The organism is Alcaligenes sp. NLF5-7, assembly GCF_024266725.1.
GTDB classification, from domain to species: Bacteria; Pseudomonadota; Gammaproteobacteria; order Burkholderiales; family Burkholderiaceae_B; genus Alcaligenes; species Alcaligenes phenolicus.
On sequence record NZ_CP100755.1, the window covers coordinates 2,913,382 to 2,940,143 of the forward strand.

Consider the following 26,762-nt stretch of genomic DNA (forward strand, 5'->3'; position numbering starts at 1 on the left):
CTTCGGGGGCCTTTTTCTTTGGAGGGAGGCTATCGGTAAATCGGGCGCTGCCTGGTTCGCATTGTTTGCTGCCGCTCGCGGCCCGAGCGGCGATGGTGAGGGCTCGATGTTTCAGGACGACGCGCCATGTGCCCCTCTCCACCCTGGTTTCACCATCCCGAACGCCGCCTGCTAGCGGGTTTTCTCGGCCTGCTTTGGTCGGTGCTGGCTGGCGGCTGCGCGACGACGAACGTGCCGGTCGCGCCCGACACCATCGAGGAAGTCTCGGCCGTGCCCGCACCCGAGGCCCCCGAGTACATCCCCGTCGTGCGCTACGGCCGCTACACCCTCGTGGAACTGGCACCGACAGCAGCGCAGCGCGACCTGCTGTTGCAAACCATCGACGTGTCGATGCCCGAGGATGCCCGCGCCACGGTCGGCGACGGGCTACGGCATGTGCTCAAGCGCAGCGGTTACGGCTTGTGCCAGACGGCGCATGCGGTGATCGAGCTGTACGCACTGCCGCTGCCGGCGGCGCACCTGCACCTCGGTCCCATGACCCTGCGCGATGCGCTGCTCACCTTGGCTGGCCCGGCCTGGGACCTGCACGCGGATGACCGCGCGCGGCAAATCTGCTTCCAGCAGCCCGGCGACAGCATGACCGCCGACAACGTACCCGCGCCACCCGCCACCGAGGCGGTGCAGACGTTCCCGCTGGCGCCCACGGCATCGGGAGGCCAGCCATGAACGCCCCGCGACCCGCCCATCGTTCAACCGCCGCCGTGGTGGTACAGAGCCTGATGTGGCTCTGGCTGATCGGCCTCAGTGTTCTCGTGGCCCTGGGCTACCAGGCCATGAACGACCAGGCCAACCACGAACGCCTCGATTCCCGCCTGCAACGCCTCGAAGCGCAGGCGACAAGTCTGGCCGAGACCATCGAGGCCATCCAGCAGCGTCCGGCCGTCGCCACGGCCGCAGACCTCAAAGACACCCGCCAAATCCTGGAAGCACGCGCGGCCCAGGTCGAGCAATCGCTGAGCGCCTATGCCGCCGCCAACGACCTTCAGGCGCTACGTGCCGAGGTCGAGCAGCTCAAGACGCGCCAGACCGCAGCACGCGCCGCGGTACCCGCCCAGCCGCGCGCACCGAGCAAGTCAGCCGCCAAGCCCGAACCGCTGCCGCTCCCGTTCCGCATCGTCGGTGCCGAACTGCGTGCCGGCGAGCGCAGCGTGTCCGTCGCGCCGAGTAGTGGGGACTTCACGCCCGACCAGCTTCAGGTGCTGCTACCCGGCGATGCGGTCGGCCCGTGGCGCTTGCAGGCCGTAGAGGGCAACACCGCGGTGTTCCAGGCCGGTGACCAGACCCGCCGTGTGGCGATTCCCTGACCGGAGCAGATCGCATGAAGCCATCGATCATCCTTTCCGCGCTCCTGCTGGCGTCCACCCAGTTTCCCGCGTGGGCGCAGCAGCCGGCCACGGCGCCCGCCCGCAATGCGCAGAGCCAGGAGCGCCCGCTGGCCGCTCGCCTTCTGGACGACCGGGCGGCAAGCGACTGGGGCCTGCAACCGCAGGAGTGGGCGCGATACCGCGAACTGATGGACGGGCCGCTGGGCATCTACTCCCCCAATCTGGACCCGCTGTCGGCCCTGGGCATCGAAGCGCGCACCGACGAGGAACGGCGCCGCTACGCAGAACTGCAGGTGCAGGTCGAGGCGCGCCGCGTCGAGAAGCTGCTCGCCTACCAGAGGGCCTACGACGAGGCCTGGCAGCGCCTGAACCCCGGCATGCAGCGGGTGAATCTGCCGGACGACACGCCGGTCACCGGAGCCACGCGCGGCTCCGGCCGCACGGCCGTGTTCGTCAAGGACGGCTGCGAAGCCTGCGGGCAGCTCGTACAGCGCATGCAATCCTCGGGGACTGAGTTCGACCTGTACATGGTCGGCAGCCGCCAGGACGATGCGCGCATCCGCGACTGGGCCAAACGCGCGAACGTCGATCCAGCGCGCGTGCGCAGCGGCACCATCACGCTCAACCACGACGGCGGTCGCTGGTTGACCTTGGGGGTGCCCGGCGACCTGCCGGCGGTCGTGCGCGAGGTGAACGGCCAATGGCAGCGCCAGCCGTAGTCGCATCGCTGCGCGCACTGGTGCTCGTCGCTGGCTTCTGCGCCTGCGCCGCCCAGGCCCAGGAGGTTCCGCCACCGGCCTACCAGCTTGCGGCGCAGCGCGCAGGCATCCCCTCGACGGTGCTCTACGCCGTGGCCTTGCAGGAGAGCGGCATCCGCCGCAACGGGCGCATCGTCCCGTGGCCGTGGTCCCTCAACGTCGCAGGCCAGTCGCACCGCTACGCGACCCGCGCCGACGCCTGCGCCGGCTTGCAGCGGGCGATGCGCTCCACGCCCCACACGCGCATCGACGCGGGCCTGGGCCAGATCAACCTCGGCTATCACCGGCAGCGCTACGCCAGCGCCTGCGACTTGCTCGACCCGTACCGGAACCTTGCCATTGCCGCCGAGATCCTGCGCGAGCAGTACGCCCCCGGCGAGGACTGGTTGCTGGCGATCGGCCGCTACCACCGTCCTGCCGGGGGCGAGCCTGCCGCCCGCTACCGGCGCAGCGTATCCCGCCACCTTGCTCGCGTGCAGGGCGCGCGCCCAACCGCCGCGGTCCTCGCCGCGCGCCAGGAGACATCCCCATGACGACATCCCATCTGGCCTTGCGGGGCCTGCTCGTACTGCTGGCGGGCCTGCCGCTGGCCTCGCTCGCCGGCGAGCCGCTGATCGTGATCGAAGACCGTGGCGGCGCGTCGGCGCTGCCGTACTACGAAGCCCTGAACCTCCAGCCGCGCGCCAACGCGCCGGCCCGGCCGCCGATCCCGACGCCCCAGGTTCCCGCCACGCCGGCGGACGAGGCCGCGATGCTGCCGGTGCGCAGCGCCAAGCTCACGCCCGGCACCGTCGCGCGGCGGGTGATCGAGGCCCCGGGCCTGCGGCCTTTCGTGGTCGTCGGCGACGACGAAACTTCCCGGGCCTGGCTGCGCCGCCAGGCGGCAGCGCTGCGCGATCGCGGCGCGGTCGGCCTGGTGGTCAACGTCGAGACCGTGCAGAACCTGGCGCGGCTGCGCGCCCTGGCGCCCGGCGTGCCTCTCGCGCCTGTGTCCGGCGACGACCTGGCCGAGCGCCTGGGCCTGCGGCACTACCCGGCGCTGATCACGGCCACCGGCATCGAGCAATGAAGCCATGTCGGGGAAACAGCCGGTCGAGGTACTGCTTCGCCCAGCGGTGGAGCTATACACCGTTGCCGCATGCGCGGGCGCCGCGTTTCTGTCCCTGGTGGCCCCATGGTCGCTCGCGCTGAGCCCGTCCATGGGCGTCGGCAGTGCGCTGGCGTTCGGTGCCTACGGCGCCATCCGCTACCGCGATGCCCGCGTCATCCTGCGCTACCGGCGCAACATCCGCAGGCTGCCGCGCTACGTGATGACCAGCAAGGACGTGCCGGTCAGCCAGCAACGGCTGTTCGTGGGGCGCGGGTTCCTGTGGGAGCAGAAGCACACCCATAGGCTGATGCAGACGTACCGGCCGGAGTTCCGCCGCTACGTCGAGCCGACGCCGGCCTACCGGCTGGCGCGTCGCTTGGAAGAACGGCTGGAGTTCGCGCCGTTCCCGCTGTCCCGGCTGCCTGTGCTCACCGGCTGGGACGTGTCCTTCAACCCGGTGCGGCCGCTGCCGCCTGTGGGCGGTCTGCCGCGCCTGCATGGCATCGAACCCGAGGAGGTGGACGTCAGCCTGCCGCTGGGCGAGCGCGTCGGCCACTCCCTGGTGCTGGGCACCACGCGCGTGGGCAAGACGCGGCTGGCCGAACTGTTCGTGACCCAGGACATCCGGCGCGTGAACGCCGCGGGCGAGCACGAGGTCGTGATCGTCATCGACCCGAAGGGCGATGCCGATCTCCTGAAGCGGATGTACGTCGAGGCCAAGCGCGCGGGCCGTGAGGGGGAGTTGTACGTCTTCCACCTGGGATGGCCGGACATCTCCGCGCGCTACAACGCCGTGGGGCGATTCGGGCGCATATCGGAAGTCGCCACCCGCGTTGCGGGGCAGCTTTCCGGCGAAGGCAACAGCGCGGCGTTCCGCGAGTTCGCCTGGCGCTTCGTCAACATCATTGCGCGCGCCTTGGTGGAGCTGGGACAGCGCCCGGACTACATGCTGATCCAGCGGCACGTCATCAACATCGACGCGCTGTTCATCGAGTACGCCCAGCATTACTTCGCCAAGACCGAGCCCAAGGCCTGGGAGGTGATCGTCCAGATCGAGGCCAAGCTCAACGAGAAGAACATCCCGCGCAACATGATCGGGCGCGAGAAGCGCGTGGTGGCGCTGGAGCAGTACCTCTCGCAGGCGCGCAACTACGACCCGGTGCTGGACGGCCTGCGCTCTGCCGTCCGATACGACAAGACGTACTTCGACAAGATCGTCGCATCGCTGCTGCCGCTGTTGGAGAAGTTGACCAGCGGCAAGATCGCGCAGCTCCTGGCCCCGAATTACTCCGATTTGGCCGACCCGCGCCCGATCTTCGATTGGATGCAGATCATCCGTAAGAGGGCCATCGTCTATGTGGGCCTGGACGCGCTCTCCGACGCCGAGGTCGCCGCAGCGGTCGGCAACTCGATGTTCAGCGATCTCGTGTCAGTCGCCGGGCACATCTACAAGCACGGGATCGACGATGGACTGCCGGGCGCATCGGCCGGTGCGCGCGTGCCGATCAATGTCCACGCCGACGAATTCAACGAGTTGATGGGCGACGAGTTCATTCCATTGATCAACAAAGGCGGCGGTGCCGGCCTGCAAGTCACCGCCTACACGCAGACGCTCTCGGACATCGAGGCCCGCATCGGCAACCGCGCCAAGGCCGGTCAGGTCATCGGGAATTTCAACAACCTGTTCATGCTGCGCGTGCGCGAGACCGCGACCGCCGAACTGCTGACGCGGCAATTGCCGAAGGTCGAGGTCTATACGACCACCATCGTCAGCGGTGCGACCGACAGCTCGGACATTCGCGGGGCGACGGATTTCACGTCGAACACCCAGGACCGCATCAGCATGTCCAGCGTGCCGATGATCGAGCCGTCGCACGTCGTCGGCCTGCCCAAAGGCCAGTGCTTCGCGCTGCTGCAGGGCGGTCAGCTTTGGAAAGTGCGCATGCCGCTGCCGGCGCCGGACCCGGACGAGGTGATGCCGGCAGACTTGCAGCAACTGGCCGGGTACATGCGCCAGAGCTACAGCGAAGCGACGCAGTGGTGGGAGTTCACCAGTTCCCCGGCCTTGCAGGACACGGGCCTGCCCGACGACCTGCTGGATGATGCCACTCCGGCCGCTCCTGCCACCTCCGGCGCAAGCGATACGGATGGCGGCGAGGCAGCGCCATGAGCGACGCGGCCAGCACTACCCAGCGAGAGAAGAATCGCCGTCAGGGTCTGATTGTTGACACGATCACGCTGCCGTTCCGGCTGCTCGGAGTACTGATCGCTTCGCTGCTGTTCTCCATCGTGATGGAGTGCGTCGGCATGCACCTATTCTGGAAGGATCAGGGCTGGCGGCACTCGCAGGAGATGTTGCAGTACGAGCTGGGGCACTTGTCCAGCCATTTCACGCGCAGCGCCATCGTGCAGGAACCGGGCCGCACGGCACACGAGCTGGTGGACACAGGCTACGAATGGGTGTTCGTGCGTTCCGGGCTGCTGGAGCGCATGAGCCAGACCGCCGAGCGCGCCCGCGCACCCAGCCACGGGCAGACGCGCAACTTCCGCTACTACATCAGCCAGGTCTATGTCTGGACCGAGAGCTACCTGATCGCCGCGGCTTTCACGACGCTCACGTTCCTGGTGCGCTTGCTGGTTCTGGTGCTCACGCTGCCACTGATCTTCACCGCGGCGTTCGTTGGCCTGATCGACGGACTGGTGCGGCGCGACGTGCGCCGCTTCGGCGCGGGCCGGGAATCCGGCTTCATCTACCACCGCGCGAAGGCAAGCCTGATGCCGCTGGCCGTGCTGCCTTGGATCACGTACCTGGCCTTACCGATCTCGGTGCATCCATTGCTGATCCTGCTGCCGAGCGCCGCCTTGCTGGGACTGGCCGTGAGCCTGACCGCAGGCAGCTTCAAGAAGTACCTCTAGGTCATCAATCCGGTCATCCGCAGGTTCCTATTGTTTGCGGCCTAAATCAGCCCTGATCTCCACGATCTGGCCATTGCTGATCACACAGGAATGGCGCGATGTTGGCTCCGATCTGGCAGCGCGCCGCGCATCGCGGCGTGCCCATTTTTCTCGTGACGGCCCTCCTGCTGGGTCAGTCCCCGATGGCGGCGGCCGAGTCCCCCGCACAGCGCCAGGAGCTGGTCGCCGCACTGCGCCAACTCGATGCGCTGGAGCGCACCGTCGCCGACAGCGCCGCGCATACCCCCATCCAGCCGGGCGAGCGCTACCAATTCGATTACCGGCGGCTGCTGGCTGACCTGGCGCGCGTGCGCGCCGGCATCCAGGCCCATCTCACACCGTCGCGTGCCCAGCCGCGCGACCCCTCCGAACTGGCCGGCGACTACCGCACCGAGCGGGCCGCCTCGCCATCGCCGACGACGACTGCGGAGGGCAAGCGATGAACGGCGCCCAGGTCTCGGCATTTCAAGCCAACAGCGGCATCGCGCCTTCCGCGATGGCGACCGTCCTGGTCGGCGTTGTGTTCGCGGTCCTGCTGGTCTGGGGCGTCTGGGCCATCCGAACGGCCTACGTGGGGTGGTCCGAGAACCGCCTCAACCAGCGCCAGTTCCTCGGCGTCTGCATCCGCTTCATCGCGATGTACCTAGTCCTGAGCTTCTTCCTTCTCTCCTGACCTGAAAGGCACGACCATGCAAAACCGCATCCTCACTTCCCGCCTTGCACAGCGCGCCGCCGTGGCCCTGAGCGCCGCCACGCTGCCTGCGCTGTCGTTTGCGCAGGGTCTGCCGCAGATTGAGAACCCGACCCGTGGCACCGGCAACGGCATCATGGAAACGATCAGGAACTATGGCTACGACATCATCATGCTCGTGGCGTTGCTGGTGGTGGCATCCGCGTTTGTCGGCGTCTGCTACCACGCCTACGGGACCTACGCGGAAATCCACAACGGTCGCAAAACCTGGGGGCAGTTCGGCTTGACCGTCGCCGTTGGTGCCATCCTGCTGGTGATCAGCATCTGGCTGCTCACCGAAGCCACCGGCATCCTGTAAGGCGAGGCCGGTATGTCCGAACAGCAGCACGTCCGTGCGGACGGAACGGTGACGTTCCTTCCGCACCGGCTCAACCGCCACCCCGTTGTCGTCCGTGGCCTCACCGCCGACGAGCTGTGGATCTGCTGCGGCCTGTCCGGCGCCGCCGGCCTGCTGGTCGGCGCGCCGCTGTCCTGGGTGTTCCGCACGATCGCCATCGCGCCGACGTTCATTGTCCTGGGTGTGGCCCTGGGCGTCTTCATCGGCGGCGGCATCCTGCGCCGGCTCAAGCGCGGGCGTCCCGACACCTGGCTGTACCGGCAACTGCAATGGCGCATCGCCACGCGCCATCCGCTGATGGCGGGCTGGGTGGGCGGCCACGTGCTGATCTCGCGCTCCGGCTTCTGGTCCACCCGAAGGAGCGCACGATGAGCCGCTTCAAGAACGAGATCACCCATCTGCAGGCGCACATCAAGACGCTTCGCCTGGGTGCTGGAGCGCTGGTCATCGTCGCCCTGGTCATGGGCGGCGGCTGGTGGAGTGCGCCGCGCGACCTGACCATCCACGTCCCGCCCGACCTGCGCTCGGGCAGTACCCGCAAGTGGTGGGAGGTGCCACCCGAATCTGTCTATGCATTCACGTTCTACGTGTTCCAGACCCTCAACCGCTGGCCGACTAACGGCGAAGAGGACTATCCGCGCAACCTCCACGCGCTCTCGTCGTACCTCACCCCCTCGTGCCAGGCCTTCCTGCAGGCGGACTACGACTACCGCCGTTCCACGGGCGAGCTGCGCCAGCGCGTGCGCGGCATCTACGAAATCCCCGGCCGCGGCTACGGCGACGACCCCACGGCGCGCGTGCGCGTGGTCTCCGACCGCGACTGGGTGGTGACGCTCGACATCACCGCCGACGAGTACTACGGCGCCGAGCAGGTCAAGCGTGCCTTGGTGCGCTACCCGGTGAAGGTCACGCGGGTGGACATCGATCCGGCCCGCAACCCGTTTGGGCTGGCGCTCGACTGCTACGACGGCACGCCCCAGCGCATCAGCGCTCCGGAGCCGACACGCCCGGCGCCTGGCGGCCTGTCTCCGCAAGCACCCCAAGGAGGAAACACCCCATGAAGCATCCTGTACTCACGCTGCTGGGGCTACTGGCCGTCGCCGTGACCCCCGCTCAGGCGGTGGAAATCTTGCGCTGGGAGCGCATGCCGCTGGCGGTGCCGCTGAAGGTCGGCCAGGAGCGCATCGTGTTCATCGACCGGAACGTCCGAGTAGGTGTACCCGCAGGCGTGGGCGAACGCTTGCGGGTGCAGAGCGCGGGCGGCGCGGTGTACCTGCGCGCCAGCGAGCCGATCGAACCCACGCGGCTGCAATTGCAGGACGCCGATACCGGCGCGCTGATCCTGCTCGACATCGCGGCCGAACCGCCCAGGGACGGCGAGGCTGAACTGGAGCCGGTGCGTATCGTCGAGGGCAGCAGTACCCCGGCGCGCTACGGCGGTCAGGCAGGCGGTGCCGATGAGGCCCCCGCACGCGCCCAGGACCAAGCAGGTACGCGGGCGACCCGGCGCGAAACCCCAGTGCCAGTCGTCCTGACGCGCTTCGCCGCGCAGAACCTCTACGCGCCGCTGCGCACCGTGGAGCCGCTGCCCGGCGTCATGCGGGTGAACCTGCGCCGTGGCCTCGACCTCGGCACGCTGATGCCGACGCTGCCGGTGCGCGCGGTCCCGCTCGCGTCGTGGCGCCTGGAAGACCAGTGGGTCAGTGCCGTGCGGCTTACCAACAGCAGCAGCGGTTGGGTCACGCTCGACCCGCGCGTGCTGCAAGGTGACTTCCTCACCGCCACCTTCCAGCACGAAACACTCGGCCCCCGCGGGACGCCCGAAGACACGACCGCGCTGTACCTGGTAACGCGCGGGCGCGGCCTCGCGCAATCGCTGCTGCCGGCGATCCACCGCTTCGATCCGGCAGTGCATCTGCCCCAGCCGACCCCCCATGCCAAGGATGGCAAGGAGGCCGATCATGCGCAGTAATGGCTTGCTGAAGTGGCTGCTGATCCCAGTGGTCTTGCTGGTGCTGTTCGTCGCCATCCGTCTTTTCTCCGGCGGGAGCACGACGGCACCGCCGACCGCGGATGCCGGCACGCAGCTCACGCCCGAGGAAATGAAGGCGCTGGGCATCGAAGGCGATACCCCTCGCGACACCGTAGCCACCCTGGTGGCGCAGGTAAAGCAGTTGCGTACCGAGCTTCAGGGCGCGCTTTCGGACAACAGGTCGCAGCGCGAGGAAAACCAGCGCCTGCGTCAACGGGAAGCCTCCATTGACCAGCGCATCAACTCGGCCCTCGAATCCGAACGCTCCAACCTGCGCCGCGACCAGGAGCAGGCGGTCAGTGCGCGCCAGCAGACTGAAGGGTTGCTCGCCGACCTGCAGCGGCGTCTGGACAGCATCGGCGGACGCGGCGACCATGCCGATCTGCCGGTCGGTCTGGGGCTGCGCGACGGAGACGAGGCCGGCATGGAAGGCGGCATGCGTTGGATCGAGCCAGATGACGCAAAGCCTGCCGAGGGGCGTAACAGCAGCCGTGGCACGGGCAGCGGTATGAGCTTCCCGACGAGCTTCGGATCTGCGCAAAGCACGCTGGAAACCACCGCGGAAACCGTGGCGAACACAGGTGCCCGCGCTGCCGGGGTCAATACCGCGAAGGCCGTCTATACCGTGCCGACGAACTCCACGCTGATGGGCTCGGTCGCAATGACCGCACTGATTGGTCGGGTGCCGATCGACGGCACGGTAAACGATCCATATCCATTCAAAGTGTTGGTCGGCCCCGACAACCTCACCGCGAATGGGATTGATATCCCCGACGTGGCGGGCGCCGTGTTCTCCGGCACCGCATCGGGCGATTGGACGCTTTCTTGCGTGCGCGGCCAGGTGCGCAGCATCACCTTCGTCTTTCACGACGGCACGATTCGCACCATCCCCGAAGACCGCGACGGCAACCAACAGAACAACCAACAGCAGGGCCAGCAAGGGGGCTTGGGCTGGATCAGCGACCCTCATGGCATTCCTTGCGTCAGTGGAGTACGGCGCAGTAACGCCCAGCAATACCTGGGTTCGCAGGCCCTGATCACCGCAGCCGGCGCTGGCGTGGCTTCACTCATCGAGAGCGACAGTGGCCGGATGTCCTATGTCGGCTCGGACGGCTCCATCGGCACCGTCGGCATCAGCGGTCAGGAAGCGGTCGGCCAGATTCTCGCGGGCGGCGTCCGGGACATGTCGAGCTGGGTGAACAAGTTGTACGGGCAGGCATTTGCCGCGGTGTATGTCCAGCCTGGCGCGAAAGTCGCCGTTCATCTCGAAAAGCCGCTCGCCATCGATTACGACCCCGAAGGCCGGCGCGTCGATCACCGTGCAGGAGACAACCATGCGCTCGAACTCGATTAAGGGCCTCGCACTGGTCGCGGCCGTCGCCGTGCTTGGCGGCTGCGCCACCAGCAAGGAGGAACTGCTGACCCACAGCGACCGGACCATGATGGACATCTGGCAGCAGGAGGCTGGCGACGGCGGTGGCGGCACCGGCCAGGTGGCCCGCCGTCAGTTGCTCGATGTGCGCCAGAGCCTGCGCAGGCCGCTCACCGAGGCGGATGTGCTGGCTGCGCCCGCCGAGCAGATCCGCTACACGCGCACGGCGCGCAATGAGGTCTACCGGCAGTTCCATCGCCTGCCGAATCCCGATTTGGTCATGTACGTGTACCCACATTTGGCGGGTACAGACCCCGTACCCGTTCCGGGCTACACGACCGTTTTCCCTCTGTATCAGCGCGTGCAGTACGCCATGCCGGGCGAGCGGACGGAGGACTACTGATGCAGTGGAAACTCCCCTGGCGCAAGAATGCTGCCGCTGTCACCAGCGGCCCGGCAGGCAACGCACAGCCGGACGGGTGGCAGCGTCACGTCGAGGCCTTGCGCCAAGCCGGCATCCCCGAGCCCGGCGCGGCGGTACAGGGCCGCAGGCCGGCGACCCTGGCCGACGAGCAGGCGCTGTACGACGTCGCGCCGTCGTTTGTCGAACTCCTGCCCTGGGTGGAATTCCTACCCGGCTTGAAGTCCATGTTGCTGGAAGATGGGCAGTCGGTGGCTGCGTTCTACGAGCTGGTGCCGCTGGGCACCGAGGGCCGGGAACCCGGCTGGCTCGCGCATGCCCGCGATGCCTTGGAGAACGCGCTCCAGGACTCGTTCGATGAGCTGGACGAAAACCCCTGGGTGCTCCAGCTCTACGCCCAGGACGAGCCCAGCTTCGACCAGTACATGCAGACCCTGCGCGACTACGTGCAGCCGCGCGCCCGCGATACCGCGTTCACCGAGTTCTACCTGCGCTTCTTCGGCCACCACCTGCGCGCGGTCGCCAAGCCGGGCGGCCTGTTCGAGGACACGGTGGTCACGCGGCTGCGCTGGCGCGGCCAGACGCGGCGGGTGCGCATGGTGATCTATCGCCGTGCCACCGGGCAGGCAAGCCGCCGCGGCCAGACGCCCGAGCAGATGCTGAACATCGTTTGCGACCGCCTGTGCGGCGGCCTGGCGAACGCCGGCATCCAGGCACGGCGCATGGTCGCAGCCGACGTCCACGACTGGCTGCTGCGGTGGTTCAATCCGCGCCCCGCGATGCTCGGGTCTGGCGCCGAGGATCGAGAGCGCTTCTACGCGCTGGCGCGCTACCCCGACGAGACCGAGGAGGGCGAGATCGAACTGGCAAGCGGTCGGGATTTCAGCCAGCGGTTGTTCTTCGGCCAGCCACGCTCCGACGTGGGGCACGGCACCTGGTACTTCGACGGCATGCCGCACCGCGTGCTGATCACCGACCGGCTGCGCATGCCGCCCGGCACCGGACACCTGACCGGCGAGACCCGCAAAGGCGATGCCATCAACACGCTGTTCGACCAGATGCCGGAAGACACCTTGCTTTGTCTCACGATGGTCGCCACGCCGCAGGATGTCCTGGAAGCGGATCTCAACCATCTGGCGAAGAAGGCCGTGGGCGAGACGCTGGCGTCGGAGCAGACGCTCAAGGACGTGCAGGAAGCCCGCTCCCTGATCGGCAGCGCGCACAAGCTCTACCGGGGGACGCTGGCGTTCTACCTGCGCGGGCGCGACGAAGCGGAACTGGACCGGCGCGGCCTTCATCTCGCGAACGTGATGCTCAACGCCGGCTTGCAGCCGGTGCGCGAGGACGACGAGGTGGCACCGCTCAACAGCTACTTGCGCTGGCTGCCGTGCTGCTACAACCCCGGCCAGGATCGGCGCAGGTGGTACACCCAACTGATGTTCGCGCAGCACATCGCGAACGTGTCGCCGGTGTGGGGCCGCGCCCAGGGCACGGGGCACCCCGGCATCACGATGTTCAACCGCGGCGGCGGCCCGATTACGTTTGACCCCTTGAACAGGTTGGATCGGCAGATGAATGCCCACCTGTTCCTGTTCGGCCCCACCGGCTCGGGGAAGTCCGCGACGCTCAACAACCTCTTGAACCAAGTTACGGCGATATATCGCCCGCGGCTGTTCATCGTGGAGGCCGGCAACAGCTTCGGCCTGTTCAGCGATTTCGCCAAGCGCCTGGGTCTCACCGTGAACCGGGTCAAGCTGGCCCCAGGCTCGGGCATCAGCCTCGCGCCGTTCGCCGATGCGCGCCGGCTGATTGAAACGCCAAGCGACGTGCAGACGCTCGATGCCGACGCGCTGGACGAAGACCTGCCCCCGGACGCCTCGGCCATGGAGGCGGACGAGCAGCGCGACGTGCTGGGCGAACTGGAGATCACGGCGCGGCTGATGATCACGGGCGGCGAGGACAAGGAGGAAGCCCGGATGACACGGGCCGATCGCTCGTTGATCCGGCAGTGCATCCTCGACGCCGCCGAGCACTGCGTGGCCGAGAAGCGCACGGTGCTCACGCGCGACGTGCGCAACGCGCTGCGCACCCGCGGCCAGGACCCGACGCTGCCCGAGATGCGGCGCGTGCGGCTGCTGGAGATGGCGGACGCGATGGACATGTTCTGCCAAGGCACGGACGGCGAGATGTTCGACCGTGACGGCACGCCGTGGCCCGAAGCCGACATCACCCTGGTCGATCTGGCGACCTACGCCCGCGAGGGCTACAACGCCCAGCTCTCCATCGCCTACATCAGCCTGATCAGCACGGTGAACAACATCGCCGAGCGCGACCAGTACTTGGGCCGCCCGATCATCAACGTCACCGACGAAGGCCACATCATCACGAAGAATCCGCTGCTCGCGCCCTACGTCGTGAAAATTACAAAGATGTGGAGAAAGTTGGGGGCCTGGTTCTGGCTCGCGACGCAGAACATCGACGACCTGCCGCGCGCCGCGGAGCCCATGCTCAACATGATCGAGTGGTGGATCTGTCTCAGCATGCCGCCCGATGAAGTCGAGAAGATCGCGCGGTTCCGCGAACTCTCGCCCGCGCAGAAGGCGCTGATGCTTTCGGCGCGCAAGGAAGCGGGGAAATTCACCGAAGGCGTCATCCTCTCCAAGAGCATGGAAGTGCTGTTCCGCGCCGTGCCGCCGTCCCTGTACCTCGCCCTCGCGCAGACAGAACCCGAGGAGAAGGCCGAACGCTACCAGCTCATGCAGCAGTACGGCTGCACCGAACTGGAAGCGGCTTTCAAGGTGGCCGAGAAGATCGACCAGGCCCGCGGCATCGAGTCGCCGGCCCTGGAACTGTCGTAAACCGGAGAACGCCATGGAACAGAAACGTCCTTCCATTCCGATGCAGGTCCAGGCGTTCCGCCGTCGCCGCTGGCGGCCTCGCTGGCCCTGGGTATTGGCTGCTGCGCTGGTCGCGCTGCTGCTGATCTGGCTGGTGTCCCGGACGCCCGGCGAATCCTCAGCGCCGTCGCCCGCGCCGGTCAGCACGGCGCAGGTCGCTGGGCCACCCTGGCAGATGGGCAACCCGGAAGGCCGCTTCACGCTGACGCTCTACGCCGACCTGGAGTGCCCGTTCTGCCGGGAGTACTTCCCGCAGCTCAAGCGGTGGGTCGGCAACAACACCGACGTGGCCCTGCAATGGCACCACCAGCCGCTGGCTGCGCATGAACCCGCCGCATCGATCGAGGCGCGCCTGACCGAGTGCGCCGCCGAAGCCGGCGGGCATGCCGCATTCTGGCAAGCCGTCGAGTGGGTCTATGCCCACACGCGCAGCGACGGCCAAGGCCTGCCCGATGGCCTGCGCTACTCCGAATCGACGCCGGCCGTCGAGCAATGCCTGGCGAGCGAGCGGGTCGATGCGCTCATCCGCGCGCAGGCCGCGGAAGCCACCAAGAGCGGCGTGACCGCCACGCCGTCGCTGCGGCTGCACGATCGCCAGACGGGCCAAGCCATCCTGCTGCAGGGGCCGATCGAGGGAGATGCCTTGCTGTCAGCCATGGACATGCTGGCGGCCGGGGACACGGCCAGCGACGCGACGGCTTCGCCCGCCACCCCCACATCCGAAATGCCTGCCGACGTTGTCGGCGACATGCCCAGGTAGCCCTCGGTCTTGGAGGCTACGGCGCGGCTTGCCGCGCTGACCGCGACCCGTTCGCTTCGCATCCTGGCTGCGAACAATCACCGCTGCGCGGTGGTGGATGCACCTTGTTCCGCTGTTTCCATCCCCAGGAGGGCTTACCCTCCCAGGGTGGCGCCCTCCGTTCACATTCTGGAGGTCCGCCATGTCTCTCGTCATCAACGACTCCTGCGTGGAGCCACGTTTTGCCCCAGCGTCCCAATCCGATGACTGGATCATCCGGCAAGCCATCGCGCTGCTGGAGCAGCGGGTCTTCAAGAAGGGGCCATCCCTGGATCAGCCTGCGGCCGTCAAGGACTACCTGCGCCTGAAACTGGCCGCCGAGCCCAACGAAATCTTCGCCATCGTGTTTCTCAACAGCATGCACGAGGTGCTGGCCTACGAGCCGATGTTCAAGGGCACGGTCCATTCGACCACGGTGCATGCGCGCCCAATCGTGCAGCGCGCCCTGGAACTTAACGCCGCTGCGGTCATTTTTTCGCACCAGCACCCTTCGGGCTGCACGGAGCCGTCAAGCGCGGACCGCGCGATGACCCAGACGCTGAAGGCCGCGTTGTCGTTGATCGACGTGAGGGTGCTGGATCACCTCATCGTCGGCCAGGGCACGCCGTACTCGTTCGCGGAATCCGGCCTGCTGTAGCGACGGCATCGGCTCCCTGATCCACGCGGAGGCTTCGGCCTCCGCTTTTTCATGGGCGCGAGACAAGCAGGTATGCGGGCAGTGCGCGATGCGCATTGTTTGTGGGGGCCGCGTCGGCTTCGCGTTTGACTACTGCTCTGATCAACTTCAAGGGCACGCGACATGCCAGCATCTCTTTCCAGGTTCGCGCCGGGCTGGCGAACCCTCGGCCTGGCCGTGGCACTGCCGGCAACCCTGGCCGTTTTCAGCCCGGCCACCTTCGCCGCCGACGTGGTGGTCGTCACCGACAGCCGCCACCCGGTCAAGACCATGGGCGGCGAGCGGCTGATCGAGCTGGACGACGCCCACAGGATTGAAGCGGAGCTTTCCGCGGGACTGCCCACCGACCCCGAACAGGCGACGGCCATCGTCAAGCGCCGGCTGAATGGCGGCGGTGCCGATCTGCAGCGACGCATCGCTTCCGCATACCAAGGCGTTACCGACGCATGGAGCCTCGGCATCACGAGCCTCCCGGCCGTCGTGGTGGACCAGCGCTACGTGGTCTATGGCGAGCCGGACGTGGCTCGCGCCATCGCGCGCATCGAGCAGCACCGGAGGACCCAGCCGTGACCCGCCCATTCGACCTGATGCGCCGCCTGCGCGCTGGCGTGGCTTCGTTGCTGCTGCTCAGCGCCACGGGCAGCTACGCCCTCAATACAGCGACCATCATCGGCTCGGTGGCATCGCCCGATTGCCTCGAATACCGCGTCGTCGGCATCTGCTACTGGCTCTACTGCACATGGACGGGCTGCACCGTGCGCACGTCCACCAAAGTGCGCCACTACATTCCCGACGCGGTGGTGTCGTCGTACTCGAATACCGGCGAAAACCCCTGGGTCGAAGTCCGGGCAATGAGCACGCCCAATCCGTCCGCCCAGGCGGGCGGCGACGGGACGACGAACGAGGACCACGAAAACAACCTCGCCAAATTCAAGAACGCGGACGTCATCGGCCACCCCGGCGCCGAGGTGTTCAACCAGTTCGTCTCGTCGTCGGGCTACTTCTGCGAGGGCGCGGGCACGGCATTCATGCCGTACTTGCTCAGCACCTTGGACACGCTGGCCTGGCGCTACAACGTGCCCGAGATGGCCTACCCGGAAGCGCTGATTCCGGGCCGGCGCGAGGTCGGCGCACGCACCACGATGAACCTGTGGGGCAACGTGTATCCCCGCGGCGGATTCCTGCACCAGACCGACGACTTCAAGGCCGGCGCAGTGGTGGCCCAGCGTGCGGGCGATGTGGTCACTCGCCGGGGGCAGATCCACGTCTATCAGCCGTTGCTTGCCAACTCCCGCGACGGCTACTGGCCGGCCGGCGCGCTGATGGAGGGCGATGCCTCCACCGGCAAGTGGCAAGAACTCACACCCGTCCTGTCGTCGTCCTGCACGGTCTTCCCGCGTAGCGGCTTCCTGACCCAGGCGCAGCAAGGCGACTACGCATGGGCGCTGTGGCGGCCATATGCCTGCTGCGAACGCCGGGGCCAGGTGTTCCTGGGCAGCGTCGATTTCCTCTGAGGTGGTGCCATGAAGTTCCGTCCTGCATTCAATCCGTTCTCCCGCCGGGCACGCCGCACGGAGATCGTCCTGGCGCTGGCCGGCGCGCTCGCGCTGGGCAGCGGCGTGGCCTGGGGTCAACTGGGCTACCAGACCAGCGGCAGCGTCATCGGCGATGACGTCATGTACTCGATCGGCGGCGGCAACGCCGTGTCGATGGGACGTGCGGCCGGCATGCGCTCCCTCGGCGTCGGCGTGGGCTGGAACAGCAACTTGATCTGCGGTGACATGAGCATCCAGACCACCTTGAGGAATCAACTCAACGGCATCACCAACGGCTTCCAGCAGATCATGTCGTCGGTGATCCAGAGCGCCACCAGTGCCGTCGCCTCGCTGCCGGCGCTGATCATCCAGCGGGCCGATCCCGGCCTGTACAACCTGTTGACCAATGGCGTGCTGCAGGCGCGACTCGATTTCGACCGTTCCAAACTGACGTGTCGTGCCATGGCCGAGAAGATGGCCGAAACGGCGGGCGGCCAGCTCGGCTGGAGCCAGATGGCCGAAGGGCTGGCGCTGCGCGATGCCGTGTCGAGCACGGATGCAGTCTCGGCCATCGAGCAGGCCGAGACGCGACGCGGCAACGACGGCGTGCCCTGGGTCGGAGGCAGCAATGCGGGCGGCTCCGGCCAGTCCGCGATCAAGATCGTCGGCGACGTGACCCGCGCCGGCTACAACCTGGTCAACGGCCGCGGCGTGACTGACACGTCTTCGATCGCCCCGGCCAGTTGTGCCAGCCTCTCGTGCCAGACCTGGACCTCGCCGCAGGCGGCCGTCGAGTGGGCTACGCGCGTGCTCGGCGAGAAGGAGCACCGCACGTGCGATGCCTGCACAAAGACCGAGACGACGCCCGGCGTCGGGCTCACGCCGTTGATCCAGGAAGAGTACGACGCGAAGCTGCAGGCGCTCCAGGACCTGGTGACCAAGGCCAAGAACACGACGCCAGAGAACCTGCGCGAAGCTGGCAGCGCGTCGCTGCCGATCACGCGCGGCGTGATCGAGGCGCTGCGCGACGAGCCCGACCAGCACCTGCTGTCACAGCGCCTGGCGTCCGAGGTCGCGCTGGCATCCGTGCTGGAGAAAGCGCTGCTGCTGCAGCGCACGCTGCTCACGGGCAAGAAGGAGCCCAACGTCGCGGCGAACGAACTTGCCGTGGAGGCGGTGAACCACGAGAGCGACACGCTCGACCGCGAGATTCGCAACCTCAAGACCGAACTGGAGCTGCGGCGCGAGCTGGCGAACAACTCGCCCATGGCGATCATCCAGCGCCACGGCACGCGCGCGGCCGGCTCGCGCGGCATCTACGAGGGCGATCCTGTGCCGGACCGTCTCGACCAGCTCCAGAAGGGCAATCCGGGGAGTCGGCCATGAGCCCGGCGCGCATGGCTTGGCGGCCGCTGCGCTGGTTGTTCAGCCGGCGCGCGGCGAAGACGCTGCTGTGGCTGGTGCTGATCATTGCCGCCGCCGTGGGGGCGAACGTCGCGGGCATCTACCTGGTCGGCAGCGTTGCAGGCTGGGAACGGTGGCTGGCGGCCTCCGCCGGGTATTTCTTCATCTGGCGGCTGTGCGTGTACGCGGCAACGGCCTATGGATGGTTCTGGATGCGCCGCCGGGTGCTGGCCCGCGAAGACCAAAGCGGGACGGATGGGCCGGCGCGGCGCCGGCTGATCCGCACCGAGGTCGCCGGCGTCGTCGCCATCGTCGCGCTGGAAGCCAGCCTGTTGATGCAGGCCGCTTGAGGGGAGATCGGGGCCATGACGCTCTTCACGACCGACTATCTGGAGTACTACCTCACCCTCGTGTCCTGGATCGTCAACAACGGCATCTGGGCCGTGCTGGTGTCCAGCGGGGTGTTCGCGCTGCCTTTCGTCGCCATCGTCGTGCAGGAGTGGCTGAAGGCCCGTGCGGAAGGCGCTGACGAGGGCAACAAAGGCGTCCTGAGTGCCGCCCGTATCGAGAACCGGGTGTTCGTCGCGATCGTCGTGGTGATGTTCGCGGGCATTCCGTTCATCGACGTGGACCTCAGCACCATCCAGTACGACAGCTCGCGCTCGGCACAATGCCAAGTCAGCGTGCCGCAGCCCACGGAAACCGGCTGGTCGCAGTCTTTCAGCACCATCAACAATCAGTCGGCGAAGGTGCCGGTCTGGTGGGCCTTCATGCACGCGCTCTCGCGCGCCGTCACGAGCGCCTCGGTAGCGGCGATCCCGTGCGGTACGGACCTGCGGCAGATGAGGATGGAGATCGATGCGACGCGCATTGACGACCCGGTACTGGCTCAGGAGGTCGCGGACTTCTCGCGGGATTGCTATGGGCCTGCGCGGGCCAAACTGTTCATGCAACGCCCGGATCTCGATGAGCAGCAGATGCACGACGTGACCTGGATCGGTTCGCGCTTTTTCACGGACACGGGTGGCTACTACGACAGCTACCGCTCCAGCACGGCGCGCGAGGCCTGGCCCTACGACGACACCCGCGATGCTGGCCTCGCGCAGGTTGCCAATGGTGGCGGCTACCCGACCTGCAGGCAGTGGTGGTCGGACGGCAGCAACGGCCTGCGGGCGCGCCTGCTGGGTCAGGTGGACCCGAGCCTGCTGAATCGCCTGGCGGGCTGGGCCGGGTTCCTGAGCCGGGCCGAGGTGGACGATTCGGTGATCCGCACCATCGCGTCACCGCGGCAGCAGAAACTGAACCAGGGCAGCGTCTATACGGACTACGGCGGCCAGATCGACAAGACCCTGCCGAACATCGTGACGCGCGCCACGGGCGACGTCGGGATGGCAGTGGGCGCGATTGCCGCGTTTCCTGCCATGGATGTCGTGCGCCAATCCCTGCCCATGATCCTCGCCTTACTGAAGATGGCGCTGGTCATCTGCATCCCGCTCGTGCTGGTTGTGGGCACCTACGACCTGAAGACGGTCGTCACTGTCAGCGTCGTGCAGTTCGCGCTGTTCTTCACGGACTTCTGGTTCCAGCTCGCACGCTGGATCGATTCAACGATTCTGGACGCGCTTTATGGCTGGGGCTTTGGCTGGAACCGGCCGCACACCAACTTTGACCCGCTGGTAGGGTTGAACAACGCCTTCGGCGACATGCTCCTGATGTTCGTCATGGGCACGATGTTCCTGGTTCTGCCGGGATTCTGGCTGGCGAGCCTTACTTGGGTTGGGATTCGGGCCGGGCACGTCATCCAGGGGCTTTCCGATGGCAGCAAGAGCGCCGGCCAAGCTGGCGGCAAGGGTGCCGGGGCGCTCACCGGAGGAAAGCTGAAATAGCGCGAGGCCGGTCAGTCGTCGGTGTACAACTCGTGCGACGTGTCGTTGTACAGGTTGGGATCGTAGCCCGGCGTCTTGCGCAGCTCGGTGAGGTCGGTGAAAGGCCACTCGTCCTCATCCGAAGTATTGGCAGCAGCAGCCCATCCCGCCGCCGCAACGCCCAGCAGCACGAGTGCGAACCAAAACGCAACGTTGAGCAGCACCCCCAGTACAGCCAGCTTGGCTACCCACACGAGCGCGGTAGCGCCAGCTCGCGGCATGCCCTTGGACACCAACCAGTTCGACGCCCGCCGTTCGCCGCGCGCATAGGCACGCCATCCGCGGCCAAAGGCGCGGCCGAGGCGTTCTGCGGTGCTGGTGCGGGTCGTCGTGTTCATGGTCGTCTCCTGCTGTTGAGGAATGCCTATTCCAGTTTGCTCCACTTCATTCGGTTTGCGGCTTCAATGTGTTTTCTTGCTGCTTCAGGACGCTTCGTCATCCGGCCCCACCGGGCCGGGGTCGGGTTCAACGCCGATGCGGTAGGTAGCAACGAAACGCGGCCAGTCCACATGGTCCACCAGGTCGATGTCCTCGATGACGCCAACCTTCGCTCCCGCACGCTCGAACAGGGCGATGCTCTTGGCGGGATAGTTGTTGCGCGACGGATAGAGCACCCCGTCGAACAGCGCCTGGCCGTCATCTCCGAGCATCGCATGCACCTGGGCGGACACCCGCTGCGTGTGCGTGTAGTCGCGGCTGGCCAACTGCTCCAGGTTCAGGCCGAAGTAGCCCGCCATGACGCCCGGCGCCGTGAGATCGGCCAGAAGCACGTCGTCCATCACGCCTACTGCGCGCACCATCCGGGCTTGGACTTCTTTCAGCGCGATCGAGCGCTGCGTGTCTTCAAGCCACTGGTGCTTGTGAAACACCGACTCCATCAGCGCCGTGGGCAAGTCGCGCCCCAGGTAGAGCACGCCGTAGATCCCCGCCGGGTCATCGTAGCGATTCGTGCTGTTGCGGCCATAGTACAGCGGGCTGCCCCAATAGACGACGCGGCTCACATGCTGGAGCAGTTCACCGGCATCGATCAGGAACGCAGGCAGCGCGTGGCTCATGGCGGTCTCGTTTCAATGCACCTGGACGCCCAGTACGTTGAACACGGCCTCGGCCACGTCATCGATCGTGCCATGCGTCACCGCATCCACCGGCGAGCGACCACCCAAGCCTTCGAGCGGTTCCGACAGCGCGCGGTAGATCGTCCAGTGGTCGATGCCCTCGACCTCCTGGAGTACGGTTTGGGTCAACTGCTGCTTCACCGGGTCGAGCTGCCAGTCGGGCAGCTTCTGGCCGCGCGGCCCCACGTTCAGCGCCAGCAGCCGACGGGCGAGGATGTCCTTGTAGATTTGCTGGCGCGACTTGTCCGCCAGCTTGGCGAACTCGGCAGGCGGCAGGTTGTCCGGCTGATTGAAGGCTTCCAGCAGTACGGCGCGGCCTCGCTGGACATCGGTTTCATTCGGAGCCCAGCGCGTGTCGGAGCGCAACGCGGCCGCCTTGCGCTGCAAGGCCTGCACCACCGTTTCACCTTCCAGGTTGGCAGGCAGCGTCACCGCCTCGACGCGCTCGTGGATGAACGCCTGCAACTCGGCCGCGAAAGCCGGGGCATCCCGGATTTCGACGGTATCGGCGAAGCGTCGCACATCCTCCACCGTGACGCGCGGCAGCCGGTCGGCAATGAATTCGATCGCAGTGGGCATGGTCAGCTCCCAGGTAGGTTTGAGACAGGATTCACTCTAGTCTCCTTTGTCGCTTTTGTCAACTTAGTCGCCCAAGTGGGAGCCTACCTGGCGGTGTAGCGTCCCGGCAGCATAGGCCGGGGCCAGCGCCAGGTCGCCGTCCAATCCATTCGTGCGGGTTCCACATTGACGCTGGAGCCGCAGCCCAGGCCCCGCTATACCGAAACGGTTAAAGGCCAAAGGGTCGAAACGGCAAGGGAATGGGGTGCAAGGGGAAAGGCCCTACCTTGAAAAGGCAAAAAGGTCTCCCGCCCGGCCCGCCATCAGGACACCGACATGCTCTCCTTGTTCCAGCGAAAACGGTCCCCGGCCGCTGCCGCGCCGCCATCACCACCCGCCACCGACCTCCCGAAAGGGTTGATCCGGCCGGAGTTGGCTGCATCGTTGCTGGCAACCCCGCGCCGGCAGAAGCTGATGGAGCACATCTGGCAGCGCACGTCGCTTTCGCGCCAGCAGTTCGCCACCCTGTATCGCGCGCCACTGGAGCGCTACGCCGAGCTGGTCCAGGCTTTCCCGGCCTCCGAAGCGCACCACCACGCATACCCTGGCGGCATGCTCGACCATGGCCTGGAAATCGTCGCCTACAGCCTGAAGCTGCGGCAGTCCCATCTGCTGCCCATAGGCGCCAGCCCCGAAGACCAGGCCGCGCAGGCCGAAGCCTGGACTGCGGCCGTCGCCTATGCCGCGTTGCTCCATGACATCGGCAAGGTAGCCGTTGATCTGCACGTCGAGCTGGCCGACGGCAGCATCTGGCACCCGTGGCACGGCCCGCTGCGTCAGCCGTACCGCTTCCGCTACAACCCCGACCGCGAGTACCGGCTACACAGCGCCGCGACAGGTTTGCTCTACCGGCAACTGCTCGATCGCGATCTGCTGGACTGGCTCAGCGGTTATCCGTCCCTGTGGGCGCCGCTGCTCTACGTCCTGGCCGGGCAGTACGAGCACGCCGGGGTGCTGGGCGAACTCGTCGTGCAGGCTGACCGCGCCTCCGTCGCCCAGGAGCTGGGCGGCGATCCCGCGCGCGCCATGGCCGCGCCCAAGCACTCGCTCCAACGCAAGCTGGTCAACGGGCTGCGCTACCTGCTCAAGGAAGAGCTGAAACTGAACCAGCCTCAAGCCTCCGATGGCTGGCTCACCGAGGACGCGCTGTGGCTGGTGAGCAAGACCGTTTCGGACAAGCTGCGCGCGCACCTGCTGTCTCAGGGCGTCGATGGCATCCCTGCGAACAACACCGCGGTGTTCAACGTGCTCCAGGACCACGGCATGTTGCAGCCGACGTCCGATGGCAAGGCGATCTGGCGCGCGACCGTGACCAGTTCGACCGGCTGGTCCCACTCGTTCACCCTGTTGCGGCTGGCACCTGCGCTGATTTGGGAGCCTGGCGAGCGGCCGGCGCCGTTCGCTGGGACGGTGAGGATCGACACGACACCGGCCGACAAAGATGCCGATGCTGCGGTGCCAAGGCCGGCGATCGCGGCAATGCCAACCGCCGAAGAGCAGCCGCCCGCTCCTGGGAAAGACGCCGGCAACGCCGCTGCCACGGTTTACCCGCCCGCTGCCCGAGCCATGCCCGATGTCATGGAGGACATGCTGGCGATGGTGGGAATGAACGATTCGGAGGCCACCACGCAGGATGCAGAAGTCGCCTCGGGCGAGGTGCCTGCCACGCATCCCGAAGCACCCGCACCAACCTTGGCTGCGGCTCTGCCTTCGTCACCTGTGCCACAGCCTACGCTCTCGACCGCACAGCCGTCCGGCGAGCACTTCATGGCATGGCTGCAACAGGGCATTGCTTCGCGACGGCTCATCATCAACGACGCGAAGGCGCTCGTGCATACCGTGAGCGATACCGCCTACTTGGTCAGCCCTGGCGTATTCCAGCGGTATGCCCAAGAGCATCCGCAGGTAGGCCTGCTGGCCAAGCAGGAGAACCAGTCTGATTGGCAATGGGTGCAGAAGCGCTTCGAGCGACTGCAACTGCATCGCAAGCAACCCAATGGCCTGAACATCTGGACCTGCGAAGTAACGGGGCCTAGAAAATCTCGCCGGCTACACGGATATTTGCTGCAAGATGCACGACAGGTATTTGGTGAGGCGCACCCAAATAATCCTTATCTGTCGATTTTTAAAGCCAATTAATTAGGCTTTCCAGATAAATCGTGAATTCGGCATAGGCTATGCCGTGATACGCCCTCAAAAAGCGTTAGAAAACTCCATGAACCATCACGTTCAATAATCTGAACATCCCGCGCCGCGATGTTCAGGCAAATGAACATCCCGACACGGTAAAATGGCTACAAGCCATTGAATTATATATAATTTATTCTTGGCATGAGTTTTGCTTGCTGTTATCCTCGATACTCTAAGGAGGGGTCTGTTTTGAGCCTTTCAGGCATCTTGCTTTTTTCGATTTTCGGCACGTTCGTCGGCTATGCACTGGCTCGACTACGGGGGGGCGGGCGCTATTTTTGCGCGGCTGTTCCAGCGGCATTATTTGCTGCGTTCGTCGTCCACCTTGGCGCTGTCGCCGCCGGACAACGAATTACCGACACATTGGGCTGGGTGCCATCCTTGGGCGTAGAACTGCAGTTTGTGCTGGATGGTTTCTCGCTGATGTTCGCGTTGTTGATTACCGGCATTGGCACGTTGGTGACGATTTACACGGCAGCCTATTTCTCAGACGCCGCACCTGGGCAGCGAGCCCGCTTCGTCTGCCTGATCTTGGTCTTCATGACCGCCATGCTCGGTACGGTGCTGTCGGACAACCTCATCGCCATGTTCGTCTTCTGGGAGGCGACCAGTCTGACCTCGTTCCTGCTGATCGGCTTCGAGGCTGCCAGGGTCGAAGCCCGCCGGGCAGCATTGCAGTCGCTGCTGATTACCGCAGGCGGCGGGCTGGCATTGTTCGGCGGCATCTTGTTGATCGGAATGCAGCTCGGCACATTCTCCCTGACCGAAATCACTGCTCGTGCCCACGAACTGAAAGAGAGTCCGCATCTTGTTGCGATCATCGTCTTGATTCTGCTGGGAGCCTTTACCAAATCCGCACAGTTCCCGTTTCACTTCTGGCTCCCACAAGCGATGGCTGCACCGACCCCTGCGTCGGCTTATCTGCACTCAGCCACGATGGTGAAGCTGGGCATCTATCTGCTCGCACGGTTCGATGGTGTCTTTGCAGATGTACCTGCATTCGGCATAACGCTAGTGGCTTTTGGCATGGCGACGATGATGATCGCGGCCCTAAACGCCATCCGTGCAACCAGCTACAAGGCAGTATTGGCGCAGTCCACCGTCGCTTCACTCGGCATTCTGGTCATGTTGATTGGCCTGGATGGCCCCATCGCGAATGTTGCGGTCTGTGGCTTTATCCTCAGCCACGCGCTATACAAAGCAGCGCTGTTCTTCTGCGCCGGAACTGCCATCCACGCCACCCACATCCACGAGCTGCGCAAGCTCGGTGGGCTCGCCCGTTTTCTGCCGCTGACGGCTGCCGCAGCCATACTGGCCAGCCTGTCCATGGCCGGCTTGCCACCGTTCATAGGCTTTATCGCCAAGGAATACCTATTCGAGGCTCAACTCGAAAGCTCTTGGAATGTGCTGCCTGTGATTATTGCCGTCGCAGTCAATGGCGTCATGGTCGCCGTGGCCGCAGTGGTGTCGTTACGCCCCTTCTTTAATGGCAAGGGAAAGATCCACCGAGTACACCATGGCGAAACCCCGGGCCTGCTGGTCGGCCCCCTGACATTGAGCCTGTTGGGCGTCCTGTTTGGTGTGGCCCCGGACATGATGGCGCAAGCACTCATCGTCCCTGCTGCAACTGCACTGCAAGGCGCACCTATCACCGTTTTCTTCTCGTTGTGGCATGGCGTGACCCCCATGCTCGCTCTCAGCCTCATGGTGGTAACTCTCGGAATCCTGATGGCTTGGAAGTGGGATTCGTTTCATGCCGTCATCAATCGCTCACACCTAGTGCGTTGCGTCAACGCCGACCGTACCTATCACCGTTGCGTTGGCGCGCTGCTGGGCCTTGCTCGGGGTTCTACGGCCTGGTTGCAGAGCGGCGATCAACGCCGCTACACGCTCATCGTCTGCCTGAGCCTCGTGCTGCTGGCCAGCTATACGGTGGGGCGTACTGGTGATCTGGCGCTGGCTTGGTCTGGTGGTTCCGTGCAGATATTCCCTACGATTCTGCTCGCGCTCGGCTTCGCAGGGGCTGTCGTGGCCGTAGGCACGAAATCGCTGGTTGCCGGCCTGATCGGTGTTGGTGTTTTCGGCTATGCGTCAGCCCTGATATTCCTACTCAATGGTGCGCCGGACTTGGCTTTGACACAGTTCGCCGTGGAAACGCTGGTGCTCGTCGTCCTGATGGCCGTGCTCGTTCGCTTGCCGACAGCGGCGCCATCAACCCGAGCAAGGCGTGAGAGATCGGTGGATGCAGCCGTCTCAATGGCGTTCGCCGTGCTGGTCTTCTTCGGCTTGGCCAGCATGGTGGCAGACCCCTTTGACAACCGACTTTCCGATTTCTACGCGGCGAGCAGTTACTTAGAAGCCTTTGGCCAGAACGTGGTCAACGTCGTCATCGTGGATTACCGGGCACTGGACACGCTCGGCGAGATCGCGGTGGTTGGGTTTGCCACTCTGGCCGTATGGGTGCTGTTGCGACGTCGCGCCCCAGCAAAAGGAGCCTGAGCC

General features: G+C 66.0%; 28 protein-coding genes. 25 read left to right on the forward strand and 3 right to left on the reverse strand.

The window, feature by feature from the left end:
* Positions 1 to 126 precede the first annotated feature (126 nt).
* The 23 genes from MID00_RS13375 (at position 127) to MID00_RS13485 (ending at position 20,298) form a co-directional block, all read left to right on the forward strand.
* On the forward strand, positions 127 to 726 hold the full coding sequence (locus MID00_RS13375) for a PilL N-terminal domain-containing protein (protein WP_033948037.1): 600 nt from the start codon (positions 127 to 129) through the stop codon (positions 724 to 726).
* Complete coding sequence (locus tag MID00_RS13380) at positions 723 to 1,364, forward strand: hypothetical protein (protein ID WP_033948039.1); 642 nt, start codon at positions 723 to 725, stop codon at positions 1,362 to 1,364. The genes MID00_RS13375 and MID00_RS13380 overlap by 4 nt, the downstream gene beginning before the upstream one ends.
* A 14-nt stretch (positions 1,365 to 1,378) precedes the next feature.
* Positions 1,379 to 2,104 carry a TIGR03759 family integrating conjugative element protein gene (locus MID00_RS13385; protein WP_033948041.1) on the forward strand — a complete coding sequence of 242 codons (726 nt, stop codon included), beginning with the start codon at positions 1,379 to 1,381 and terminating at the stop codon, positions 2,102 to 2,104.
* Positions 2,086 to 2,676 (forward strand): transglycosylase SLT domain-containing protein, encoded by a 591-nt coding sequence (locus MID00_RS13390; protein ID WP_033948045.1) that lies wholly within the window; start codon positions 2,086 to 2,088, stop codon positions 2,674 to 2,676. Before MID00_RS13385 ends, MID00_RS13390 begins: the two co-directional genes overlap by 19 nt.
* Entirely contained in the window at positions 2,673 to 3,212 is a 540-nt protein-coding gene (locus MID00_RS13395) for an integrating conjugative element protein (protein WP_033948047.1), read from the forward strand. Before MID00_RS13390 ends, MID00_RS13395 begins: the two co-directional genes overlap by 4 nt.
* Before the next feature lie 4 nt (positions 3,213 to 3,216).
* Entirely contained in the window at positions 3,217 to 5,403 is a 2,187-nt protein-coding gene (traD, locus tag MID00_RS13400; protein WP_033948049.1) for a type IV conjugative transfer system coupling protein TraD, read from the forward strand.
* Entirely contained in the window at positions 5,400 to 6,149 is a 750-nt protein-coding gene (locus MID00_RS13405) for a TIGR03747 family integrating conjugative element membrane protein (RefSeq protein ID WP_033948054.1), read from the forward strand. The genes traD and MID00_RS13405 overlap by 4 nt, the downstream gene beginning before the upstream one ends.
* Positions 6,150 to 6,247: 98 nt before the next feature.
* Entirely contained in the window at positions 6,248 to 6,631 is a 384-nt protein-coding gene (locus MID00_RS13410) for an RAQPRD family integrative conjugative element protein (RefSeq protein ID WP_033948057.1), read from the forward strand.
* A complete protein-coding gene (locus MID00_RS13415) occupies positions 6,628 to 6,861 on the forward strand; it encodes a TIGR03758 family integrating conjugative element protein (protein WP_033948059.1) in 234 nt (77 codons plus the stop codon). Before MID00_RS13410 ends, MID00_RS13415 begins: the two co-directional genes overlap by 4 nt.
* Positions 6,862 to 6,877: 16 nt before the next feature.
* Entirely contained in the window at positions 6,878 to 7,237 is a 360-nt protein-coding gene (locus MID00_RS13420) for a TIGR03745 family integrating conjugative element membrane protein (RefSeq protein WP_033948062.1), read from the forward strand.
* Between the two features lie 12 nt (positions 7,238 to 7,249).
* Positions 7,250 to 7,648: a TIGR03750 family conjugal transfer protein gene (locus tag MID00_RS13425; RefSeq protein WP_033948065.1), complete on the forward strand. Its 399-nt coding sequence runs from the start codon at positions 7,250 to 7,252 to the stop codon at positions 7,646 to 7,648.
* Complete coding sequence (locus MID00_RS13430; RefSeq protein WP_033948067.1) at positions 7,645 to 8,337, forward strand: PFL_4703 family integrating conjugative element protein; 693 nt, start codon at positions 7,645 to 7,647, stop codon at positions 8,335 to 8,337. The genes MID00_RS13425 and MID00_RS13430 overlap by 4 nt, the downstream gene beginning before the upstream one ends.
* Entirely contained in the window at positions 8,334 to 9,248 is a 915-nt protein-coding gene (locus MID00_RS13435) for a TIGR03749 family integrating conjugative element protein (RefSeq protein WP_033948069.1), read from the forward strand. Before MID00_RS13430 ends, MID00_RS13435 begins: the two co-directional genes overlap by 4 nt.
* Positions 9,238 to 10,662, forward strand: coding sequence for a TIGR03752 family integrating conjugative element protein (locus MID00_RS13440; RefSeq protein WP_033948071.1), 1,425 nt, complete (start codon positions 9,238 to 9,240; stop codon positions 10,660 to 10,662). Before MID00_RS13435 ends, MID00_RS13440 begins: the two co-directional genes overlap by 11 nt.
* Entirely contained in the window at positions 10,643 to 11,083 is a 441-nt protein-coding gene (locus MID00_RS13445; RefSeq protein ID WP_033948072.1) for a TIGR03751 family conjugal transfer lipoprotein, read from the forward strand. The genes MID00_RS13440 and MID00_RS13445 overlap by 20 nt, the downstream gene beginning before the upstream one ends.
* Entirely contained in the window at positions 11,083 to 13,959 is a 2,877-nt protein-coding gene (locus MID00_RS13450) for a conjugative transfer ATPase (protein ID WP_033948075.1), read from the forward strand. Before MID00_RS13445 ends, MID00_RS13450 begins: the two co-directional genes overlap by 1 nt.
* Positions 13,960 to 13,972: 13 nt before the next feature.
* A complete protein-coding gene (locus tag MID00_RS13455; RefSeq protein ID WP_033948077.1) occupies positions 13,973 to 14,758 on the forward strand; it encodes a DsbA family protein in 786 nt (261 codons plus the stop codon).
* A gap of 181 nt (positions 14,759 to 14,939) precedes the next feature.
* On the forward strand, positions 14,940 to 15,434 hold the full coding sequence (locus tag MID00_RS13460; RefSeq protein WP_033948079.1) for a JAB domain-containing protein: 495 nt from the start codon (positions 14,940 to 14,942) through the stop codon (positions 15,432 to 15,434).
* 162 nt (positions 15,435 to 15,596) lie between these two features.
* The gene (locus MID00_RS13465) at positions 15,597 to 16,043 is read left to right on the forward strand and encodes a TIGR03757 family integrating conjugative element protein (RefSeq protein ID WP_033948081.1); all 447 of its coding nucleotides are present in this window, start codon (positions 15,597 to 15,599) and stop codon (positions 16,041 to 16,043) included.
* The gene (locus MID00_RS13470) at positions 16,040 to 16,987 is read left to right on the forward strand and encodes a TIGR03756 family integrating conjugative element protein (protein ID WP_042920633.1); all 948 of its coding nucleotides are present in this window, start codon (positions 16,040 to 16,042) and stop codon (positions 16,985 to 16,987) included. The genes MID00_RS13465 and MID00_RS13470 overlap by 4 nt, the downstream gene beginning before the upstream one ends.
* Positions 16,988 to 16,996: 9 nt before the next feature.
* Positions 16,997 to 18,394 carry an integrating conjugative element protein gene (locus tag MID00_RS13475; RefSeq protein ID WP_033948089.1) on the forward strand — a complete coding sequence of 466 codons (1,398 nt, stop codon included), beginning with the start codon at positions 16,997 to 16,999 and terminating at the stop codon, positions 18,392 to 18,394.
* A complete protein-coding gene (locus MID00_RS13480; protein WP_033948091.1) occupies positions 18,391 to 18,762 on the forward strand; it encodes a hypothetical protein in 372 nt (123 codons plus the stop codon). Before MID00_RS13475 ends, MID00_RS13480 begins: the two co-directional genes overlap by 4 nt.
* Positions 18,763 to 18,777: 15 nt before the next feature.
* Positions 18,778 to 20,298, forward strand: a complete 1,521-nt coding sequence (locus tag MID00_RS13485) for a conjugal transfer protein TraG N-terminal domain-containing protein (protein ID WP_033948093.1) — start codon at positions 18,778 to 18,780, stop codon at positions 20,296 to 20,298.
* An 11-nt stretch (positions 20,299 to 20,309) separates the two neighbouring features.
* On the opposite strand, the gene MID00_RS13490 is transcribed toward MID00_RS13485, so the two are convergent.
* The 3 genes from MID00_RS13490 to MID00_RS13500 all read right to left on the reverse strand — a co-directional run bounded on the left by MID00_RS13490 (position 20,310) and on the right by MID00_RS13500 (position 22,031).
* Entirely contained in the window at positions 20,310 to 20,675 is a 366-nt protein-coding gene (locus MID00_RS13490; RefSeq protein WP_033948094.1) for a DUF3742 family protein, read from the reverse strand.
* A gap of 84 nt (positions 20,676 to 20,759) precedes the next feature.
* The gene (locus MID00_RS13495; RefSeq protein WP_033948096.1) at positions 20,760 to 21,392 is read right to left on the reverse strand and encodes an RES family NAD+ phosphorylase; all 633 of its coding nucleotides are present in this window, start codon (positions 21,390 to 21,392) and stop codon (positions 20,760 to 20,762) included.
* Between the two features lie 12 nt (positions 21,393 to 21,404).
* On the reverse strand, positions 21,405 to 22,031 hold the full coding sequence (locus MID00_RS13500) for an integrase (protein WP_010894225.1): 627 nt from the start codon (positions 22,029 to 22,031) through the stop codon (positions 21,405 to 21,407).
* Positions 22,032 to 22,346: 315 nt separating this feature from the next.
* Between MID00_RS13500 and mobH the strand changes: the two genes are divergently transcribed.
* Together mobH and mbhE are read left to right on the forward strand one after the other, a co-directional pair.
* Positions 22,347 to 24,209: a MobH family relaxase gene (gene mobH / locus MID00_RS13505; RefSeq protein WP_033948100.1), complete on the forward strand. Its 1,863-nt coding sequence runs from the start codon at positions 22,347 to 22,349 to the stop codon at positions 24,207 to 24,209.
* Between the two features lie 240 nt (positions 24,210 to 24,449).
* Positions 24,450 to 26,759, forward strand: coding sequence for a hydrogen gas-evolving membrane-bound hydrogenase subunit E (gene mbhE, locus MID00_RS13510; protein ID WP_200964917.1), 2,310 nt, complete (start codon positions 24,450 to 24,452; stop codon positions 26,757 to 26,759).
* Positions 26,760 to 26,762: the final 3 nt, after the last annotated feature.

What these genes read in the sequence shown, in the direction of transcription:
- MID00_RS13390 (WP_033948045.1), top strand. Translation starts at nt 2,086, where the DNA reads ATGGCAGCGCCAGCCGTAGTCGCATCGCTGCGCGCACTGGTGCTCGTC.
- MID00_RS13445 (WP_033948072.1), top strand. Translation starts at nt 10,643, where the DNA reads ATGCGCTCGAACTCGATTAAGGGCCTCGCACTGGTCGCGGCCGTCGCC.
- MID00_RS13500 (WP_010894225.1), bottom strand. Translation starts at nt 22,031, where the DNA reads ATGCCCACTGCGATCGAATTCATTGCCGACCGGCTGCCGCGCGTCACG.
- MID00_RS13415 (WP_033948059.1), top strand. Translation starts at nt 6,628, where the DNA reads ATGAACGGCGCCCAGGTCTCGGCATTTCAAGCCAACAGCGGCATCGCG.
- MID00_RS13395 (WP_033948047.1), top strand. Translation starts at nt 2,673, where the DNA reads ATGACGACATCCCATCTGGCCTTGCGGGGCCTGCTCGTACTGCTGGCG.
- MID00_RS13430 (WP_033948067.1), top strand. Translation starts at nt 7,645, where the DNA reads ATGAGCCGCTTCAAGAACGAGATCACCCATCTGCAGGCGCACATCAAG.
- MID00_RS13460 (WP_033948079.1), top strand. Translation starts at nt 14,940, where the DNA reads ATGTCTCTCGTCATCAACGACTCCTGCGTGGAGCCACGTTTTGCCCCA.
- MID00_RS13440 (WP_033948071.1), top strand. Translation starts at nt 9,238, where the DNA reads ATGCGCAGTAATGGCTTGCTGAAGTGGCTGCTGATCCCAGTGGTCTTG.
- MID00_RS13410 (WP_033948057.1), top strand. Translation starts at nt 6,248, where the DNA reads ATGTTGGCTCCGATCTGGCAGCGCGCCGCGCATCGCGGCGTGCCCATT.
- MID00_RS13450 (WP_033948075.1), top strand. Translation starts at nt 11,083, where the DNA reads ATGCAGTGGAAACTCCCCTGGCGCAAGAATGCTGCCGCTGTCACCAGC.
- MID00_RS13425 (WP_033948065.1), top strand. Translation starts at nt 7,250, where the DNA reads ATGTCCGAACAGCAGCACGTCCGTGCGGACGGAACGGTGACGTTCCTT.
- MID00_RS13380 (WP_033948039.1), top strand. Translation starts at nt 723, where the DNA reads ATGAACGCCCCGCGACCCGCCCATCGTTCAACCGCCGCCGTGGTGGTA.
- traD (WP_033948049.1), top strand. Translation starts at nt 3,217, where the DNA reads ATGTCGGGGAAACAGCCGGTCGAGGTACTGCTTCGCCCAGCGGTGGAG.
- MID00_RS13455 (WP_033948077.1), top strand. Translation starts at nt 13,973, where the DNA reads ATGGAACAGAAACGTCCTTCCATTCCGATGCAGGTCCAGGCGTTCCGC.
- MID00_RS13435 (WP_033948069.1), top strand. Translation starts at nt 8,334, where the DNA reads ATGAAGCATCCTGTACTCACGCTGCTGGGGCTACTGGCCGTCGCCGTG.
- MID00_RS13490 (WP_033948094.1), bottom strand. Translation starts at nt 20,675, where the DNA reads ATGAACACGACGACCCGCACCAGCACCGCAGAACGCCTCGGCCGCGCC.
- MID00_RS13495 (WP_033948096.1), bottom strand. Translation starts at nt 21,392, where the DNA reads ATGAGCCACGCGCTGCCTGCGTTCCTGATCGATGCCGGTGAACTGCTC.
- MID00_RS13420 (WP_033948062.1), top strand. Translation starts at nt 6,878, where the DNA reads ATGCAAAACCGCATCCTCACTTCCCGCCTTGCACAGCGCGCCGCCGTG.
- MID00_RS13385 (WP_033948041.1), top strand. Translation starts at nt 1,379, where the DNA reads ATGAAGCCATCGATCATCCTTTCCGCGCTCCTGCTGGCGTCCACCCAG.
- MID00_RS13375 (WP_033948037.1), top strand. Translation starts at nt 127, where the DNA reads ATGTGCCCCTCTCCACCCTGGTTTCACCATCCCGAACGCCGCCTGCTA.
- mobH (WP_033948100.1), top strand. Translation starts at nt 22,347, where the DNA reads ATGCTCTCCTTGTTCCAGCGAAAACGGTCCCCGGCCGCTGCCGCGCCG.
- MID00_RS13405 (WP_033948054.1), top strand. Translation starts at nt 5,400, where the DNA reads ATGAGCGACGCGGCCAGCACTACCCAGCGAGAGAAGAATCGCCGTCAG.
- MID00_RS13480 (WP_033948091.1), top strand. Translation starts at nt 18,391, where the DNA reads ATGAGCCCGGCGCGCATGGCTTGGCGGCCGCTGCGCTGGTTGTTCAGC.
- MID00_RS13465 (WP_033948081.1), top strand. Translation starts at nt 15,597, where the DNA reads ATGCCAGCATCTCTTTCCAGGTTCGCGCCGGGCTGGCGAACCCTCGGC.
- MID00_RS13485 (WP_033948093.1), top strand. Translation starts at nt 18,778, where the DNA reads ATGACGCTCTTCACGACCGACTATCTGGAGTACTACCTCACCCTCGTG.
- MID00_RS13475 (WP_033948089.1), top strand. Translation starts at nt 16,997, where the DNA reads ATGAAGTTCCGTCCTGCATTCAATCCGTTCTCCCGCCGGGCACGCCGC.